Consider the following 17,842-nt stretch of genomic DNA (forward strand, 5'->3'; position numbering starts at 1 on the left):
TTAAATGATAAATATTATATAAGGTTTTTGAAGAGTTTTTTGAGCCCAACAGGCTCTTTTTTCATTTCCAAAACAAACACAAAAGCAACTAGCGACGAGGTGGTGGTATGGCAAAGAGTAAATGGGATACATATGTAAAAGATAAATTACTAGAAGTTCAAGCATGGGCAAGAGATGGGCTTACAGATGAACAGATAGCTCATAATCTAGGAATAGCAGTTTCTACATTCTATGAATACAAGAAAAAGCATTCGGAGTTTTCGGAGGCCTTAAAAAAGGGAAAGACAGTAGTAGATATAGAAGTGGAAAATGCTCTTTTAAAACGAGCGTTAGGATATAAGTATAATGAAGTTACACAGGAGCTAAAGATTAATTCAAAGACAGGAGAAGCAGAGCTTGTTGTAACAAAAGTGATTACAAAAGAAGTTCAACCAGATACCACAGCTGAAATATTCTGGTTAAAAAATAGAAAACCTGCTGTATGGAGAGATAAAGTAGTTCAGGAGCTAGAAGGAGAAGTAAAAGTAAATAAAAAAGTTACAAAGAATGAACTAAAAGCAATCTTAGAAGATGATGAAGATGAATAGAGACCAGGAAAGATTACTATGGAAGTATTTAAAGAAAAGATTTAAGAAGAAATTTAAGAAGCATTGGAAAAAGCCTTTTGAAAATTATGTCCTTGGTAAAGATAAAACAGGACCTAATGGTTTAAGGAAAGAACTTGGAGAAATAGATTTAGAGTATTTTGGAAAAGCTTACTTTTCACATTACTTCAATAGAGAAACACCTGAATTTCATAGAGAACTTGATACGATTTGGAAGAAAGGTGTTATCAAGACAAAAGCAGGAGTAAAAAGAGCAGTAGCAGCTCCAAGGGGACATGCTAAAAGTACCAATTTAACTTTCAAAGATACGATTCATTCAATAGTTTATGAATATAAGCATTATATTTTGATCATATCTGATTCAAGTGATCAAGCAGATGGATTCCTTACAAACATTAGAGATGAATTTGAAGATAACGAAGCAATAAAAGAGGACTTTGGGGAACTAAAGGGACTTGTATGGAAGAATAGTGTCCTATTAACTTCTACAGATGTGAAGGTTGAAGCACTAGGAGCAGGAAAGAAAGTCAGAGGTAGAAAGCATAGAAACTGGAGACCTGATTTAATTGTTTTAGATGATATTGAAAATGATGAAAATGTAAGAACACCAGAGCAAAGAAAGAAACTAGAGAATTGGTTTTATAAGGCAGTATCTAAAGCTGGGGATGATTACACAGATATTATTTACATAGGAACATTACTTCACTATGATTCATTATTGGCTAAAGTATTAAGAAACCCAGCGTATCAATCAAAAAAATATAAAGCAGTAATATCCTTTGCTAAACATAAGGAACTATGGGACCAGTGGGAAAGAATATTTACTGATTTATCGAATGACAATCGAGAGCAAGAGGCACTCGATTTTTTTAATGCAAATAAAGAGAAAATGCTAGAGCGTACTGAGGTACTTTGGGAAGATAAATTAGATTATTACAATTTAATGGTTATGAAAGTATCTGAAGGAGATGCAGCATTTAACTCAGAAGAACAAAATGAGCCTATCAATCCTGATGATTGTTTATTTAATGAAGAGTGGTTTGATTTTTATAATGAAGCTGCAATTGATTTTAGGAATGAACTATTTGAGTTTTATGGCTTCGTGGATCCATCATTAGGAAAGAGTAGGACAAGTGATTATTCTGCAATCATAACAATTGCGAAAGATACTACAACAGGATATATGTATGTAATAGATGCAGATATTGAGAGAAGGCATCCAGATAAAATTATTGAAGATATTTTAGAAAAAGAGAAGTGGTTAAGGAATGCATATGGAAGAGGCTATACAGCTTTCGGAGCAGAAACAAATCAGTTCCAATGGTTCTTAAAAGAAGAATTAGCCAAGGCAAGTGCAAAAGAAGGTTTATATCTTCCGATAGAGGAAATACAACAAACAAGTGATAAGGTAATGAGGATCCAGACACTACAACCTGATATAAAAAATAGATATATTAAACTACATCCAAGATACAAGTTACTGCTTGAACAATTAAAATACTTTCCTATGGCAGATCATGATGATGGTCCAGATGCATTAGAGGGTTGTAGAACACTTGCGAAAGAAGAAAGAGATGTATTCTTTGTATCTGCTTCAGAACGATAGAGAGGAGGTGAGCGGTTGGGATTAATCAGTTGGTTTAAGAAAAAATCCAGTGGACGAGGACAGGGTGGATATACTACTCAAACAAGGGAAACCAATCATCATCCTTTTAGTATGTTAGATAAGTACATTCCAAGAAAGTATGAGTATGAACTTTATAAGACAATGCGAGAAGCAGTACCAATACTTGATACTGCTATATATAGAATTGTAAGACTGATTGGAACTTTTGATATCGAATGTGATAATGACAAGGGGAAAAAGGAAATACAAGAGTTTCTAAACAATATTAAAGTCAATTCAAAACAAAAGGGAATTAAGGCATTTATTCAGAGTTATATAGATCAGCTGATTGAATGTGGTAACAGCGCAGGAGAGATTGTACTTAATAATGCTAAGAATGATGTTTATGCTCTTAAAAGCGTCGATATAAGATCAATTAAATTAAAGAGAACAGAAAACACTCTTGAAAATGTTGTGTGTCAAATGCAACAAGGGCATATGGATCCAGTTGAACTACCATATCAAGACCTTATATTGTTTACACCGTTGAATCCTGAGGGAGATAATCCTTATGGGATTTCTTTATTTAGATCAATGCCTTTTATGACTGGAATACTCCTTAGGATATTTAATTCTATAGGGATCAATTGGGAGAGGTTTGGAAACGTAAGATACAATGTAACCTATAAACCACAAAAGGATATAATGGATGGAACCAAAGTCAAAGCAAGGATGAAAATTATTGAAGAAGAATTCAACAAAGCAATGAAAGAATCCAAAAGAGGTAAAGTTAGTGATTTTATTGGTGTAGGGGATATCGAAATAAAAGTTATTGGTGCAGACAATCAAATACTAGATTCAAAAGTTCCAGTTACCCAAGTGTTAGAGCAGTTAGTAGCAAAGACAGGACTACCACCATTTCTTTTAGGTTTATCCTGGTCTACTACTGAAAGAATGAGTCAACAACAAGCTGATTTTCTTACATCTGAACTTGAGAGCTATAGGGATGTAATTACTCCTGTGATTAGATATATTATTGATATGTGGCAAATAGTTACAGGAAGAAATATTCCTTATGAAGTAGTATGGGATGATATTAACTTACAGGATCTAGTGGAGATTGCTAAAGCTGAATTATATAAGCAGCAATCAGAAGGTAAGAAAATCGATAATGTGATAAGGAAGAGAGATCAAAATATTATTGATCAAGAAACTGCTACTAAAGAATTAGGCTATGATGCTCCAATAGGTGAAGCTCCTGAAATTATATCTCCTACTGAAGAACAAAAAGCTTTTGACAAAACCAAAAGAGTTCAATTATTGAAAAGCCCTTTTGATTCTCCACCAGAGGATGAACAGCAGAATCAAATTGAGCAGGATACTTTGAAAGGCTATATGAAATGTGTTCAAAGATTAGAGAATAAAGTTATTGCATTAGTCCAGGAACCAACAAATGAAAAATCTTTTAGTAGAGAAAAAGAACTTGCACCGGACCATAAAGAAAAAGTTGAAAAGGCAATAGATGATTTTGTAAAAGATATGTTAGGGCAAGGTGTGGGAAGTGATTACGGTACTTATGGAACTTACTTACTCAATGCCTTTGGATATGGTTTGGTAAGAGGAAATAAAACAGCAAAAGAAGAACATGGAGACAGAGCTTCAGATAATAATAAAGAGTCAGCTAGGTATGATCATCCATATGTGCAAGAACTTCTAAACAATGGTATGGATAGAGTAAAAACAAAAGCCAAGGAGAAGCAAGATGATATTCTTTTGATTATGGCAGAACATGCTGAGGTTGGTGATAATCCTGTTGAATGGGCTAGACAATTAAGAAAAGAACTTAAAGATACTATTTCAGGTGAAAAGTGGTATTGGGAAAGGTTGGCACGTTCTGAAAGTGCTATGGCAATAGATAGAGCAGAGATGGCAGAGTATGAAGCCGAAGGGTTTGGATACTGTGAATGGAGTGCTGCTCCTGATGCTTGTCATATATGTCAGAGTTTCCATGGTCAAATGTGGAGTATAGCAGATGCTCCTGAGGTTGTTGTTGATACACATCCACATTGTAGATGTAGGAAGTTGCCTAGAACAAAGAGACAGTATGATGAGTATATGACTGCTTAATAATTTAAAGGAGGTGAGAACTTGGCGAAAAGTAAAGCAGAATTGAAACAAGAAAAGATGCATCTTAAAGCAATGGTTGAAGTAAAAGGAGCTCAAGAAGGAGAGCAGATCAAACAAAAGGACATGGACCTTATTAATCAGTATTCTAGAAAAGAACTTACAGCTGATGAATTGTATGTTTATCCTATCATTCTTACTTCCAATGATGAAGATAGAGATTATGAGTACTTTGATAAGAAAGATTTAGATGAATTATCAAAGCTCTTTGTAGGTAAGACTGGAATATTTGATCATGCTTGGAAGAGTGGTAACCAACATTCACGAATATTTAAATGTAGAGTTCAGAAAGCAGAGGGACAAATAAATTTCAAAGAAAAGCAGTTATATGTTCTTAAAGCTTGGGCGTATACGATTAAGCAAGGAAATGAAGATTTAATAGCTAAAATAGATGCTGGAATTTATAAAGAGGTGAGTATTGGTTTTAGCGTAAATGATCTACAGTGTTCTATATGTGGCAATAGTTTCTTTGATTATCAAAATTGTAAGCATTGGCCAGGGAGAGAATATACGAACAATGGAATAACTTCTATTTGTAGGTTAAGAATGAAAGACCCAACAGAAGCATATGAATATTCCTTTGTTGCAGTACCAGCTAATACTGATGCAGGAACAACAAAAGGTATCAGTGAAGAAATGAAAGAACTTAAAAAAGAAAAACCAAATAACAAGAAACATGAAAAGAACTCGGATGAAGAAGAACCGAGTATTTTTTATGCCAAAATTTCAAAGAGAGGAGAAATATCTATGAAGCACATAAAAGGATTTGTTGAAAAAGCTAAAAGTGAAAATGCAGATGTGATTGAAATTCCTGTAGCTGATCTAGAAAAAGATTTAAGCACTTATGAAGAAGCTATTCAAAAAGCTGAGGATGCTGAAAAAGAAAAGAAGGATGCAGAGGATAAACTTAAAGATGCTCAACCTAAAATCAAAATGGGAGAGCAATATGTTGAAGATCTTAAAAATGAATGTACAAGACTTGGAAAGATGGCAGAGGGTGAGGCTTTCAACGCTGAAATGATGGAGAAGGTATTTGAAAAATGTGATGTTGAAGAACTCAAAAGCTTTAAGTCACAGTATGAAAAGAAGGTAGATGAAAAGTATCCACCAACTACCCAAACAAAAGGTGGAGATCCTGAAGATGATGATACAAAGAAAAAGGATAATGAAACTGATAACAGTTGTTACAAAATGTAATAAAGGAGGAGAAAGAGAATGATTGATACAAACATGATTGCTTTTGATGGAATTGGTGCCTTGAATGTTACTTTTGCAAGTGACCTAACAAGTGAAGATGAAGGAAAGCCTGTGAAGGTATCTGCTAACAAAACAGTAGCATTAGCTGGTGCTAATATCTTTCATGGAAAAGCTATAAAAGTTGAAAAAGATGGAGCGGTTAATGTTCAAATTAAAGGTTATGTTGAATTTGAATATACAGGTACTGCTCCAACAGTAGGACATTCAAAATTGAAATCTGATGTTAACAATAAAGTTGTTGTTGATGGAACAAATGGACATGAGTATTTTGTTGCTGCTGTAGATACCACAACTAAAACAGTAGGATTATTTTTATAAGGAGGAATGCATAATGGCATATGATAACTTAGTACTTGAAAAAGGAATGTATACAGAAGCAAAAGCAAAAGGGCAGACACTAACACAATTTTTAGAGGCAGAGGATTCTTCTAAAAGTTACGATGATGGGCTGGATGCTTTTCAAAGGCAGTTAAAGAGATTTGATATTAGAGTAAAAGGTGATAACACAGATGTGATTGAGAAATTCTTTGCAACAAATGAATCAGCAGTGTTGTTTCCTGAGTACATCGCAAGAACAGTATTAGTTGGATTAGAAAAGGCAAATATTCTCCCAGAAATTGTTGCGACTACAACTACTATCGATTCTGATACGTATAGATCAATCTATATGAATGATGGGGAAGATGCAAAGAAAAGAAAAAGTCTTAAAAGAGTAGGAGAAGGTGGACAACTACCAGTTACTACTATTAAGACTAAAGAACAAGTAGTAAACATCTTTAAGTATGGTAGATTACTTCAAGCATCATATGAAGCATTAAGAAGAAAGAAATTGAATGTATTTGAGATTTTCTTACAACAAATGGGGCGTCAAATTGCATTAGATATGGCTTATGATGCAATTCGAGTTATTATTAGTGGAGATGGAAATAAGAATGCAGCAGATATATTCAAAATTGGAGATGCCGATATTGGAGGAACAGCAGGGATATTGACATATGATGAATATGTTTCCTTCTGGAATGAGTTTTCTCCTTATGAAATGAAAACTGTACTTGCTCCAAAGGTACAATTAAAAGATATTCTTACATTAACAGAGTTTAAAGATCCACAAGCAGGATTTACATTCCAAAAGGATGGAAAGCTTATTAGTCCATTGGGAGCAAAACTTGTAAGAGCTGATCAAGTTCAAGAATTAGGAGTAGAAGGTATTATTGGATTGGATAAAGGCTTATGCATTGAAGAAATAGTTGAGCAAGGAGTGACAACTGAATCTGATAAGCTTATAGACAAGCAATTTGAAAGAACTGCTATTTCAAGAGTAGGTGGATTTAATAAGTTATTCCAACCATCAGCAAAAGTACTTAAGTGGAAATAGGAGCATCTTAATTGATGTTCTTATTTTCTTTGTAAAGAGGGTGTTTAGTTTGATAATAGTGCAAGCAGAGAGGGTAAGAAAAAAAGCTAGACTTGATGAAAGCTTTGACAGTGATATTCAAGAAACAATTCTTGAAATGACACCATATATTGAATCAAAGATTGATAATGAATATTTAGATACTGAGGATATAACAATTCAATCCATTATCAACTTAGGAGCAACGGAAATCATTACAGGAGAATTTCTTAAAGAACAGGCAAATGATGAAGATGATGGTGTAAGCCTTGGCGTTGGACCTATTAAAATTAGTGAAAATGTATCATCAAAAAGTAGAAGTTCTAGAGCGAAAGACTTTATAAATAGTGGATGGATGAAGCTTGAACCGTACTTAAAAGATACAGAAGTTTTTTCTTTTGGAGGCGTGACCTATGAATAAATTTAAGCGCATTTTTGATAAAAAGGTGAATAAATATGGGCAAAGTGCTATCTTACATAAGTATACACCAGGAGAAAGATGCCCTTGCTATGATAAGGATACAGGATATTGTGATCCACAGTGGCATAGAGATCATCCTAATGCTCCAGCGTGCAATGAAGAAGGATATTTAGAAGGTACGAGCGAACAAGTAAACTTAAAAGCTTTTATATTTCCAGTAGATAATTTAAATAAGGCAACAGTAGATGAAGTTGTATTGGCATCTTTAGGACAACTCAGTAAGGACGATTATATCTATGTAGGGAAAAGTGATGTTGATATATTCAATCTCAATGATACAGATTACCTTGAATATGATAATAGAAGGTGGAAAATTAAAAGTCCGGATAATTATAAGATTGGGGATGGTAATATTGCATTTGTAACAAAATTAGAACTACTAGGGAATGTCTAACATGGGTGGTATATATGGTATTGATGAAGTCTTAAGAGATTTAGATATGATAGATGAAGAAATCGATGAGGCTGTAGATGAAATTGCAAAAGAAGTTGCTGTTGAGATACTAGATTTAGCTGTTAATAATGTAAACGGACCAGATACAAAGTACTTACAATATTCTGAGCCACCGTATCCTGTTGGAACACCTACGGGTACTTTGAAAAGATCAGTAAAGCTAAAGAAAGTAGGGAAGAATAAATACAAAGTATTTGCAGATATGCAGGTAGCACGATATGCATGGTGGATACATGAAGGAAATAAATTTATGGAAGCTAGACCATTTCTTGATGATGCAGTAAAAAATGTGATGGATACAAGAAAATATATAGAAATAGGTAACAAGATTATTGAAAATATCTTGAATAGGTAGGTGTTAGTAGTGGGTAATAACAAAGTTGTAAAAATACCTAGACGTGAGTTAAGCGTAGAAGTAAGCGCAAAAGATGCCGATGTGTTTAAAGAAACTATAGATATATTGGCACAGTTTATAAAAGATAATAGAATCGATGAATCCATAAGAAATGAATATGCAGATAAGATTGCAGGGATCGTGAAGAAAGGTGATTAGATGGATCATAATTCACCAATAGTAAGTTGTAAGGAAGTACTGAAAGATTTTTTAAATTTAAGAGAAGAATTAAACTATGTAGATATTAGAAAAGAATATATAAAAGCAGATAAAGATTTGCCCTTGAAAAAGCCACTTATAACAATTTCAAAAGGTAAGCTTATAACGAAAGATATAGGTTTTCAAGATTATCTTGGAGAAATATATAATAAGGAAGCAAATAGATTCATAGAGACTAAGGGTAAAATGCTTAATCTTTACTATGATTTACATATATGGAATGGGACTTCTCCTAAACTTGGAGGAGAAAAGGAAATTGAACGTATCCAAGAAAAAATTAAAATTATTGTAGAGTTTGAAAGTAATGCCTTAGAGGAACACGGTATTACTTTTTTTAGTTTTGAAGAAGGAACAACTACAGGAGATCCATTTGATAAAGATTTGTTTCATTGTAGATGTACCATTGGATTACAAGTTTTATGGAAGAAAGAATTTAAATATGAGGTTATGGATGAAATAGAATCTCATGGAGAAATAGAGGAGGGATAGTATGGCGATTAAGGATACTCAACGAGTTGGAGTTTTTTCAGAATCTCAGGTATCAAAAGAAGTGATGGGATTTCCAGGGACTTGTTGGCCTGTTGGGATTGTGGCTGCTGTTGATCAAAAGGTGTATAAAGAAACTACTCCTAAAGCTTATGCTATACAAGTTAAGGAAGATGCATATACGTTATTTGGAAAGAATAGCGAAATGGCAAAGTTAGTAGAGATTCAGACGTTATCTGGAGTCAATAAACTTATTTGTGTACCGGTTTTAAAACCTTCAACTGGTGATATAACTAAAACACAATATAAAACAGCACTTAATGTTTTGTATAATGAGGAAGCTGTAAAAATTGTTATTTGTGATTCTCCTGATGCTGATGTGCATACAGAAGTAAGAAATCATTGCGATAAGGCATCTCTTAATAGAAAAGAAAGAAGATCACATGTTGGAGCTACTGCTGATAGTATATCTGCTTGGACTGTTTTGGCTACATCTTTAAATAGTGGAAGATTAAGCATTTGGGGAAGCATTCCACTCAAAACGGATGGAAGTAAATATGAGAATAGTGTGTACTTAGCTGCTGCTTGTGCTGCTCAAGATGCTTTAGAATTAGATCCTGCTATGCCACTTCATAATTTAGAATTGCCAAGAGAATTATTTGGTGGACTATATAATAGATTTGATGATGCTGATTTAGAAGCACTTTATGCTGGTGGAATTGCTGCATGTAGGAGTGTGAATGGTAAGATATTCATTGATCGTTGGGTAACAACATACACAAAAGATGATACTGTAAATCCTGCAGTAGCAGATGATAAATATCAGGAGGGTACTGTAGCAAAGATAAAAGACTTTATAGATGAAGGACTTAGAAATAGGCTTGCAACTCTTCATCCAAGGGTAAAAGCTTCGCTTAGTGCTATGAACGAGGTTAAAGCTGATGCTGTAAACTGGCTTAAGATTCAAGAAGAAAAAGAGATTATTGAAAAAGCTAATGTGTATAAGATTGAGAGACAGGCAGATAAAAAATCAAGATTCCATGTGTATTATAACTACGGTGCAATACTTCCACTTAATACAATATTCTTACATGGAAAAGCTTTAGTATAGGAGGTGGACTGATTGAGTAAAAAAGGAATACCAACTAGTGATGATATCTACTTCAGAATCATTAATAATGGTGTATCAAAGAAAGTTGCAGTTGTAGAAAGCTATAAGGTTAATAGAAGAAAAGACACAAAGACACAAGATTCTTTTGGAGAAAAGGAGTCTGTTGCAACTTATGGTGCTAAAACTTCGTATGAACTTGAAATATCAAGAGCTTACGCTACTGATGAAGCCATTAAGGATGGAATTTATCTTGATGAATTAGAGGATTTTGAGTTTGTAATTGAAAAGCCTGATAGAACAGAAACCTATTCTATGTGTAACTGGAGTGAAGTTTCTGAGGATGGAAAGCTAAAAGATAAAGTAACGGAAAATATGAGATTTACTGCAGCAAAATTCAATAGAGTGAAGAAATAGTAAGGGTGTCGTCAAATTGATGGCACCTTTTTAATTAGGAGGTAATAGAGTGGGAAAATTAGCAAATTTGAGAAAAGGAATACCTGATCATAAAATCATGAATTTTCCAGATACAGATATGAAGGTAGCTTTGGTTCAGCTAAGTACTAAAGAAATTATAGAAGCAAGAGAAGAAGCTATGAAGTACATTACAAATCATCCAGTGGATGTTGATACTGGGGATTTAATACTCAATATTTATACGTTATTAAAAGCAATGAGAAATCCAGAGGACTTAGAAGAAAATTTTGCTGATAGTTTCAAAGAAATACAAAAAAATACAAGTCCAAAACAGATATATGAATTACATACTGAATTTCTAGATGTTCAAAATGGAAAGACACCAGAGATTGAAGATATGACAAATGAAGAGTTTGAAGATATTAAAAAAAAATTAAATCAGACATCACTGAAAGAATTAGATGGAGAGTTGCAGAACATTTTAAGGTACTTCCATCAAACAATGATTTCAAAAGGCTTAGCGATGGACAAATAATTTGGATATATGCAAACCTATCAATAGATCAAGATGAAAAGATAGAAGGTATGTGTAGTGAATGCAAAGAAGAAATCAAGAAAAAAACATGCACCAGATGTGGAAAAGCAATAGAGAAAGAAAAAGAGTTTGAAGTGAATAAAAGTTTTGATGAAAATAAATTTAAGGCTCTTTCAGGAGAGTAGGTGACTATTTGGCTAGAGAAAGAGAAGTAAATATTATTGTTGATGGACAGAACAGATCAAGAGGTGCTTTTCTAGATGTTAGACGTGGTTTAAGAGAAATGGATAGAGAAGGTAGAAGAGCCACATCTAATTTTTCTAGAAATTTTAGAAGAGTGGATAGTGTAGTATTATCCTTTTCTAATAGGCTAAAATTCATGGACAAAATAGCAAAAAGAACTTTTCAAGGGACAGCTGCAGCAATGTCTATTTATACAGTGTCTACTTTAAGAGATTTTGGACAGCTAGAAGAAGGTATATCGAAAGTAAATACATTATATGATCAAACGGCACAGAGTCAAGGAAAGATGGTTAAAGATTCAATAAAAATGTATAAGATGATACCCACAGATTTTCAAAAGATTACACAAGGGCTTTATGATTCTATTTCAGCTGGTACTAATGCAAAATATGCAAGCATGGTATCAAGGAAGTTTGGTCAGGGTGCCATTGCAGGAGTAACAGAAATGCCTATTGTAACTAAGGCAGCTATGGGTACTATGAATGCTTTTGGTAAAGAAATTAAGGATTTAGATCATATATTAGATGTACAGTTTTTAACTGTAAAAAGGGGTATAACAGAATATGCACAGTTAGCTAGTTCTTTAGACACTGGTATTTTAAAAGCAGCAGATAGTGCTGGAATGACTATGGAAGAATTGTATGGAGGTATTGCACAAATAACCAAGAATGGTATTCCAGCAGCACAAGCTACTACTCAACTTGCTAGTATGTTAGCAAGAGTAACAGATCCTAAAGTTATTAAAAGAATGAAAGAATTTGGAGTGGAATTACAGGATAGCCATTATAGAACTATGCCTTTAGTCGAAATCCTAAAGGACTTAAATGAGCAATTTGAAAAAAGAAAAATGACCGGAGCACAGCAAGCCGGATTCTTAAAAGAGATTTTAGGAAGACAAGAGGCAGTAAGAGGATTCCAAACACTCATTTCACAAGTAAAAGAATATGGGAAAATTGTAGATGAAATGAATCATGCAGATGGAACAATGGGAGAGGCTTTTGAAGATAGATTAAACAACATAAATACTCAGCTAAAGTTGGTATGGAATAATATGAAAGCAGCTGGAGTAGAACAGTTATATACTTTGAAACCTTTCTTGGATTCATTAACAGAACCGATTATAATGAAGCAGAAATTAGAATTTAAAAAGATGGATCTACAAGATCAATTAATTATGAATGAAGATGAATTTAAAAAAGAGAAAATAAGTAAAGATGAATATATGATGCGAAAAAAAGTAATAACGGAATCTATAGCATTAATTGATATTCAGCTTAAGGATTTAGACATAACTCCTGTAGACAAGTTTAGAGATGGTCTAAAAGAAGGGGTTGAACAATTAGAAAAAATTAACCCTCCATTGGCTAAATTCGTTGATGCCATAGGAAATCTAGCTTTAAATTTTGTAGGCGAAGAAGGGGCTGAAAATAGAGAAAAAGCTGGTAATGTAGCAAAAGGCTTGGGTGCTCTATATGCAGCTAAGAAATTAGGAGATATGTATTTATGGTTTAGGAAATTTGGAAAAGGAGCAGGTCAAGCTTCAAGCCCAGCCAAAGCTTTAGTAAGTACTTTAAGTACTATGACTGTAAATGCTGGAGTGGTTAATGTATATGGTGGTACTGGTGGATTACCTGGAAGAACACCAAATACCCCAACAATTGTAGGTCCTAATGGTAGACCTATAAGTAGTGCACCATCGAACCCATCTCCTGTAGTAGCAACAGGTGGAGGCTTAATGAATAAAGTAAAAGGAGTTGCAACAGCTGCTTCCGTATATGCAGTACCATTAGCGGTAGTCGCTGGGACAGGAGCTGCAATAAAATATAATATTGATAATCCAGAAGTAGTGAAAAAAAGAATGGGACAAAGGAATGCTAGAGAAAATGGAATTGTTTTAAATGGTGTAAGGGCACATAAAAATAGAGTGGATATATTGAAAATGTTAAGAGATAGTCAAAATATAGAGAATAAGTTGGATTTAAAAAATGAAGTAAAAGTTGAAGCTCCAAAAGTTACTAATAGAATATATATCGATGGTAAAGAAATACCTATAAAAAGAAGTGATGTAACTATAGAAAAAGTAGAAGTTCATGAAGAAAGATTGTCAAGGCGATATGGTAGACACAGATAAGGTAGGTGATGAATTTGTCATTATCTCCATTAAAATATAAAAATTATACATGGCCAGTAAATCCAACTACTTATACTATGAGATACGAAAAAAATACAGCCATACATCATTACCCATATACAAATATTAATGAAATAGAAGATCTAGGCATGAAACCCAGAGAAGTAAGTGGTACAGGAGAATTTATTGGTGAAGGAGCTTATGAAGAATTTGGGAAACTAGCTTCTATATTTTATGATCCAGGACCTGGTTTATTAGTGCATCCAATATGGCAGATACAACAAGCGGTATTTACAAGGTTAGAACCAGAGCAGGAACCTACACCAAACTATGTTAAATATACATTTGCATTTATAGAGCATATTCCTGAAACAAAGATAGTTGAAGTGAAGAAAAAGATGGTTATGCCAGATATACATAAACCAGAATTGATACCAATAAGTAAGCAAGAAAAGAAGGAACATGTTGTAAAAAAAGGTGAATGTCTTTCGATAATTGCAAAGCGATATGGTACAACATGGAGAGAAATAGCTAAGAAAAATCCTTCTATTAAGAACCCAAACTTAATTTATCCAGGACAAAAGTTGATTGTGTAGGTGAGAGACATGCGGGTTATAGTAGATAGTAAGAAGCATAAGAAGCAATTTAAAATACAAAGAATGAGTGAGTATGATATTGAAACTTCTATGGATATTCCTGCAGATCACTTTAATATAATTATCGATAATCCAGTTGGCTTTGATGGATGCGGTGTGAATGCTGAAATATTAAATCCTAATGATAAATTCACAATTTATGAGGATGATGATGTGATATTAGATGGAATTGCTGATGATGTAGATGAAGGTTGGAGTGATGAAGGTTCTAAGATTGAGATTGATGGAAGAGATAAAAGTATGTTGTTACTTGAAAATGATGCAGAGCCTAAAACATACTACAAATTAAAGTTTAGTGACTTCTTAAAGAAACTCGCTAGTCCATATGGTTTTACTAGTTTTCACGTCAATCCAACTTATGACAAGGTTATCGATAAAATAGTTGTAGAAGTTGGGGATAGTGAATGGGATACATTACAAAGAGAATGCAAAAAACTTGGTATGTGGATTTGGTGTACTTCTAGTAGTACGATAATAGCAGATGTTCTAAACTACAAAGAAGAACCTTCATATACTTTCAGTAATGATATGTCTGTACAAAATGCTATAAGAATAAAAAGATTCTTAAAGAGGAAAAGAGGGGCAGATATTAAAAATGAAGTATGGGTAAGAGGACAGGGTAAGAAAACTTTTACTGCAAAGTTCAAAGATGCAGCATTGGTTACATTAGGCTATATACGAAGAATGATTGTAGAGGATGGAAATGCTAAAAACATAGCTGAAGGAGAAAAGATTGCTAAAAGGTATTTAAATGAAAGAAAAAGAGGAAGCTTTGAAATTGAGATTATTATTCATGGCAGACATGAGATAGAAACAAATAAAACAGCATATGTGAAAGATAAAGTCACCAAAACAGATGGTGTCTTTTTTATTGTTGGAGTTAAGAGAAAGAAAAGTGATAATGTAGGTCAGGAAAAAATCATAAGACTTAGGCCGCTTTGGGAGGGATTGTAATGAGTAGCTTTAACAGGATGAGGGAAAGACAATCTAAACAAAATACTTATAATACTAGTGAGATGGCAACAGTAACGAGTTCTGATAATGGGCAAGGGATCAACGCTAATGGAGTAGGCGAATATAGAGAAATACCTTTAGTGGCTCCATTCGGAATTAGATGGAATCCACCAAGCGGTCAATCGGTAGAGTTGATCAAAAATTGGTCCAACGGAAAGTCGATTGTTGCTGTTGGGACTATAATAGATAAGTCTTTAGAACCAGGAGAAAGTGAACTTTATTCTATAGGTGGAGCTAGTGTTAAGTGTAAGAATGATGGCAGCATTAATATTATTTCAGGAATAGGTAGCATAATAAATCTTTCAAGTAATGGGTCAATAACTATACAAAATCATGATGGGAAAGCAGCTATTGCATTAAGTGGTGATGGAAATATAAAGATTATAGCTAAAAAAATAACTCATACGGAAACAGAATAGTGGTGATAAGATGATTGATTATAAGCTAGAAAAGGGAGATCTAGTAAAAAAGGGTCTTGGAGATGTACAAATAATTACAGGAATTGAAGCTAAAAAACAGAGCATGATGATAAGGCTTACCGTTGAAAGAGAAAGTTTTATTTATGATAAAACTCTTGGAAGTAGATTGAAACTATTATATAGAGAGAAGAAATCAAAAGTACAGAAGATGGCTGATGTTTATGTTAGAGAAGCATTGGAACCAGAAGTGGATATTACAATTGAAAAAGTAGAAATAAAGTGGTTAGACAAGAAAAAAATATTGATTCTTGTTTTTTTTATTTGGCAGGACATTCGGGAGCGTTTGGAGGTGGTTGTTTGATACAGAAAGATCAGCAGCAAATAGTTGAAGAAATGCTCCAGAGTTTTGCTGAAGAACTTGGAGTAAGTCAAATCTCAAGTGCTTCTGATATTGCAATTAAGTGTAAAGTGTTTGCTGCACAGATAGAAGGTATTTTTTATAATCAAGACTATATATTAAAACAAGCTTTCCCTCAAACTGCAACAGAGGATAAATATTTAGAAATGCATGGAGAACTAGCTAAAAAAACAGATAGGAAATTGTCTACTCCTGCAGTGGGAGGAGTTTTTATGGGGCGTAAAACTCCATTTTTAGAAGATATTTTGATTAAAATAGGAACTATAATTTCTACAGATGAAGAATCTTATAGGGAGAGAATAACAGCTGTAACTACAGAAAATAGAATATTGAAAGCTGGAGATCTAGAAGTAGAAGTTCCTATTAAAACAGAAATGAATGGAAAAAAATATAATCTAGAAGCTGGAAGTTTAACAGTGTTAGTTACGCCACCAACAGGGATTGAGTATGTTAGGCAAGACACTTTTTTGAAAGATGGAACAGATTTAGAAGATTTTGAAGTATACAGGCAAAGAATTTTGAAAGTTAAAAGAAATCCAGAAAGGGGAGGTGCTCCATCTGATTATGAAGTATGGGCTACATCAGTAGATGGCGTAACATTTGCAAAGAGTTTTCCTGTTGCTAGAGGTGGTGGAACTATAGATATTCTCATTACTACTGATAGTGGAGTACCTTCAGATAAATTAGTACAGAAGGTACAAGCTTATATAAATGAAAAAAGACCTACGGGGGCAGATCCACTTGTAATTAAGCCTAAACTTTTTATGATAGATTTAGATGTGCAAGTAATACCTAAAGTAGGTGAAACATTAGAATCTATTAGGTCAGATATAATTTTAAGCATAAAAGAATATATACAATCTGTGTCTATCGGTGGGACTATTTATAAAAATGCTATAATTAATGCTATTTTTGAAACTAAAAAAGTAGTAAATGCAAAAATTATTAGTTTTGTAGAAGAAGAAATGGTATTAAAAACAACAGAAGTAGCAAAAGCAGGTGATATAAATGTCCACCTATAAAGAGATTATTTCAAGTCAATTGCCTGAAATTTATGTTGACAACCACATTTCTAATAATACTAAAGAAATGAATGTAGTTGGTAAAACACTGGACGAGGTACAAAATCAAACAGACTTTTTAGAAAAAGAATTGTTTATCCAATCTGCTAAGAATATTGGTTTAAGAAAGCAAGAAGAAATTTATGGAATCGAAACAGATATCAATAAGCTTGTAGAATATAGAAGGAGTTATGTAAAAAGTTTGATGATTTCAGATGGAATACCGACTCCAGATCTTGTAAAAAAAGTAGCTGAAAGTTATGTGAATGGTGAGATAGAAATCATAGAAAGATTTAATGAATATATCGTTATAATCAAGTTTATAAGTAAAAAAGGAATACCACCAAATTTTGAAGATTGTAAAAAAGTACTTAGACAAATCATTCATGGGCATTTAGAGGTTAAATATGAATTTACTTATACAGTTTGGCACGAACTTATAAACAAAACATGGGGTTCCTTATTATCTTCAACTTGGGGAGACCTACGCACTAGGATGTGGGATTAATGTTAATGATACAAAACGTTGAATTTAGTAAGAACCCTGTCAATTCTAATGAAGCTTTAATAATCAAAGTGGATATTAAAGAAATTACAGTAACATGGGGAGAGCTTAAAGCTGCTACATGGAATAATCTTTTGAGTATGACATGGCAAGATGTAAAGTATAAGCCTTTAGCGCCATGGGGGGACTTATTGGGTAGTACATGGAAGGAGATTTCAGATAAAACATGGGGAAGTATTAAATTTAAGAAGTAGGA

General features: G+C 33.5%; 23 protein-coding genes. All 23 read left to right on the forward strand.

All coding sequences use genetic code 11. From position 1 onward, the window contains the following. Positions 1-107: 107 nt before the first annotated feature. From K7H06_RS07195 to K7H06_RS07300, 23 genes are read left to right on the forward strand one after another with little or no spacing between them, the layout of a single operon-like run. A complete protein-coding gene (locus tag K7H06_RS07195; protein WP_223039201.1) occupies positions 108-587 on the forward strand; it encodes a DNA-packaging protein in 480 nt (159 codons plus the stop codon). Beyond that, positions 580-2,211, forward strand: coding sequence for a phage terminase large subunit (gene terL, locus K7H06_RS07200; protein WP_246637652.1), 1,632 nt, complete (start codon positions 580-582; stop codon positions 2,209-2,211). The genes K7H06_RS07195 and terL overlap by 8 nt, the downstream gene beginning before the upstream one ends. A 15-nt stretch (positions 2,212-2,226) precedes the next feature. Further along, entirely contained in the window at positions 2,227-4,338 is a 2,112-nt protein-coding gene (locus K7H06_RS07205; protein ID WP_223039203.1) for a minor capsid protein, read from the forward strand. A gap of 21 nt (positions 4,339-4,359) precedes the next feature. Next, the gene (locus K7H06_RS07210; protein ID WP_223039204.1) at positions 4,360-5,592 is read left to right on the forward strand and encodes an XkdF-like putative serine protease domain-containing protein; all 1,233 of its coding nucleotides are present in this window, start codon (positions 4,360-4,362) and stop codon (positions 5,590-5,592) included. A gap of 18 nt (positions 5,593-5,610) precedes the next feature. Beyond that, complete coding sequence (locus K7H06_RS07215) at positions 5,611-5,970, forward strand: hypothetical protein (protein ID WP_223039205.1); 360 nt, start codon at positions 5,611-5,613, stop codon at positions 5,968-5,970. Positions 5,971-5,983: 13 nt separating this feature from the next. Then, entirely contained in the window at positions 5,984-7,027 is a 1,044-nt protein-coding gene (locus tag K7H06_RS07220; RefSeq protein WP_223039206.1) for a phage major capsid protein, read from the forward strand. Positions 7,028-7,076: 49 nt separating this feature from the next. After that, complete coding sequence (locus K7H06_RS07225) at positions 7,077-7,466, forward strand: hypothetical protein (RefSeq protein WP_223039207.1); 390 nt, start codon at positions 7,077-7,079, stop codon at positions 7,464-7,466. After that, positions 7,459-7,920 (forward strand): hypothetical protein, encoded by a 462-nt coding sequence (locus K7H06_RS07230; RefSeq protein WP_223039208.1) that lies wholly within the window; start codon positions 7,459-7,461, stop codon positions 7,918-7,920. The genes K7H06_RS07225 and K7H06_RS07230 overlap by 8 nt, the downstream gene beginning before the upstream one ends. A 1-nt stretch (position 7,921) precedes the next feature. Beyond that, positions 7,922-8,335 carry an HK97-gp10 family putative phage morphogenesis protein gene (locus K7H06_RS07235; protein ID WP_223039209.1) on the forward strand — a complete coding sequence of 138 codons (414 nt, stop codon included), beginning with the start codon at positions 7,922-7,924 and terminating at the stop codon, positions 8,333-8,335. A gap of 9 nt (positions 8,336-8,344) precedes the next feature. Further along, a complete protein-coding gene (locus K7H06_RS07240) occupies positions 8,345-8,533 on the forward strand; it encodes a hypothetical protein (protein ID WP_223039210.1) in 189 nt (62 codons plus the stop codon). After that, on the forward strand, positions 8,534-9,082 hold the full coding sequence (locus K7H06_RS07245; protein WP_223039211.1) for a hypothetical protein: 549 nt from the start codon (positions 8,534-8,536) through the stop codon (positions 9,080-9,082). Between the two features lies 1 nt (position 9,083). Then, on the forward strand, positions 9,084-10,190 hold the full coding sequence (locus K7H06_RS07250) for a phage tail sheath subtilisin-like domain-containing protein (RefSeq protein ID WP_223039212.1): 1,107 nt from the start codon (positions 9,084-9,086) through the stop codon (positions 10,188-10,190). A 12-nt stretch (positions 10,191-10,202) separates the two neighbouring features. Further along, the gene (locus tag K7H06_RS07255) at positions 10,203-10,604 is read left to right on the forward strand and encodes a hypothetical protein (RefSeq protein WP_223039213.1); all 402 of its coding nucleotides are present in this window, start codon (positions 10,203-10,205) and stop codon (positions 10,602-10,604) included. A 49-nt stretch (positions 10,605-10,653) separates the two neighbouring features. Continuing rightward, positions 10,654-11,139 carry a hypothetical protein gene (locus K7H06_RS07260; RefSeq protein WP_223039214.1) on the forward strand — a complete coding sequence of 162 codons (486 nt, stop codon included), beginning with the start codon at positions 10,654-10,656 and terminating at the stop codon, positions 11,137-11,139. Between the two features lie 50 nt (positions 11,140-11,189). Continuing rightward, a complete protein-coding gene (locus tag K7H06_RS21340; protein WP_281426046.1) occupies positions 11,190-11,324 on the forward strand; it encodes a hypothetical protein in 135 nt (44 codons plus the stop codon). Between the two features lie 8 nt (positions 11,325-11,332). After that, the gene (locus K7H06_RS07265) at positions 11,333-13,513 is read left to right on the forward strand and encodes a phage tail tape measure protein (RefSeq protein ID WP_223039215.1); all 2,181 of its coding nucleotides are present in this window, start codon (positions 11,333-11,335) and stop codon (positions 13,511-13,513) included. A 14-nt stretch (positions 13,514-13,527) separates the two neighbouring features. Continuing rightward, entirely contained in the window at positions 13,528-14,109 is a 582-nt protein-coding gene (locus K7H06_RS07270; protein WP_223039216.1) for a LysM peptidoglycan-binding domain-containing protein, read from the forward strand. Between the two features lie 9 nt (positions 14,110-14,118). After that, positions 14,119-15,123, forward strand: a complete 1,005-nt coding sequence (locus K7H06_RS07275; RefSeq protein ID WP_223039217.1) for a hypothetical protein — start codon at positions 14,119-14,121, stop codon at positions 15,121-15,123. Further along, a complete protein-coding gene (locus K7H06_RS07280) occupies positions 15,123-15,602 on the forward strand; it encodes a hypothetical protein (protein WP_223039218.1) in 480 nt (159 codons plus the stop codon). The genes K7H06_RS07275 and K7H06_RS07280 overlap by 1 nt, the downstream gene beginning before the upstream one ends. A gap of 10 nt (positions 15,603-15,612) precedes the next feature. Then, positions 15,613-15,963, forward strand: a complete 351-nt coding sequence (locus K7H06_RS07285) for a contractile injection system sheath initiator (protein ID WP_223039219.1) — start codon at positions 15,613-15,615, stop codon at positions 15,961-15,963. Then, entirely contained in the window at positions 15,960-17,042 is a 1,083-nt protein-coding gene (locus tag K7H06_RS07290) for a baseplate J/gp47 family protein (RefSeq protein ID WP_223039220.1), read from the forward strand. Before K7H06_RS07285 ends, K7H06_RS07290 begins: the two co-directional genes overlap by 4 nt. Next, a complete protein-coding gene (locus tag K7H06_RS07295; protein WP_223039221.1) occupies positions 17,029-17,589 on the forward strand; it encodes a putative phage tail protein in 561 nt (186 codons plus the stop codon). The genes K7H06_RS07290 and K7H06_RS07295 overlap by 14 nt, the downstream gene beginning before the upstream one ends. Beyond that, on the forward strand, positions 17,589-17,840 hold the full coding sequence (locus K7H06_RS07300) for a hypothetical protein (protein ID WP_223039222.1): 252 nt from the start codon (positions 17,589-17,591) through the stop codon (positions 17,838-17,840). The genes K7H06_RS07295 and K7H06_RS07300 overlap by 1 nt, the downstream gene beginning before the upstream one ends. Positions 17,841-17,842 lie beyond the last annotated feature (2 nt).

Source organism: Crassaminicella profunda (assembly GCF_019884785.1).
GTDB classification, from domain to species: Bacteria; Bacillota; Clostridia; order Peptostreptococcales; family Thermotaleaceae; genus Crassaminicella; species Crassaminicella profunda.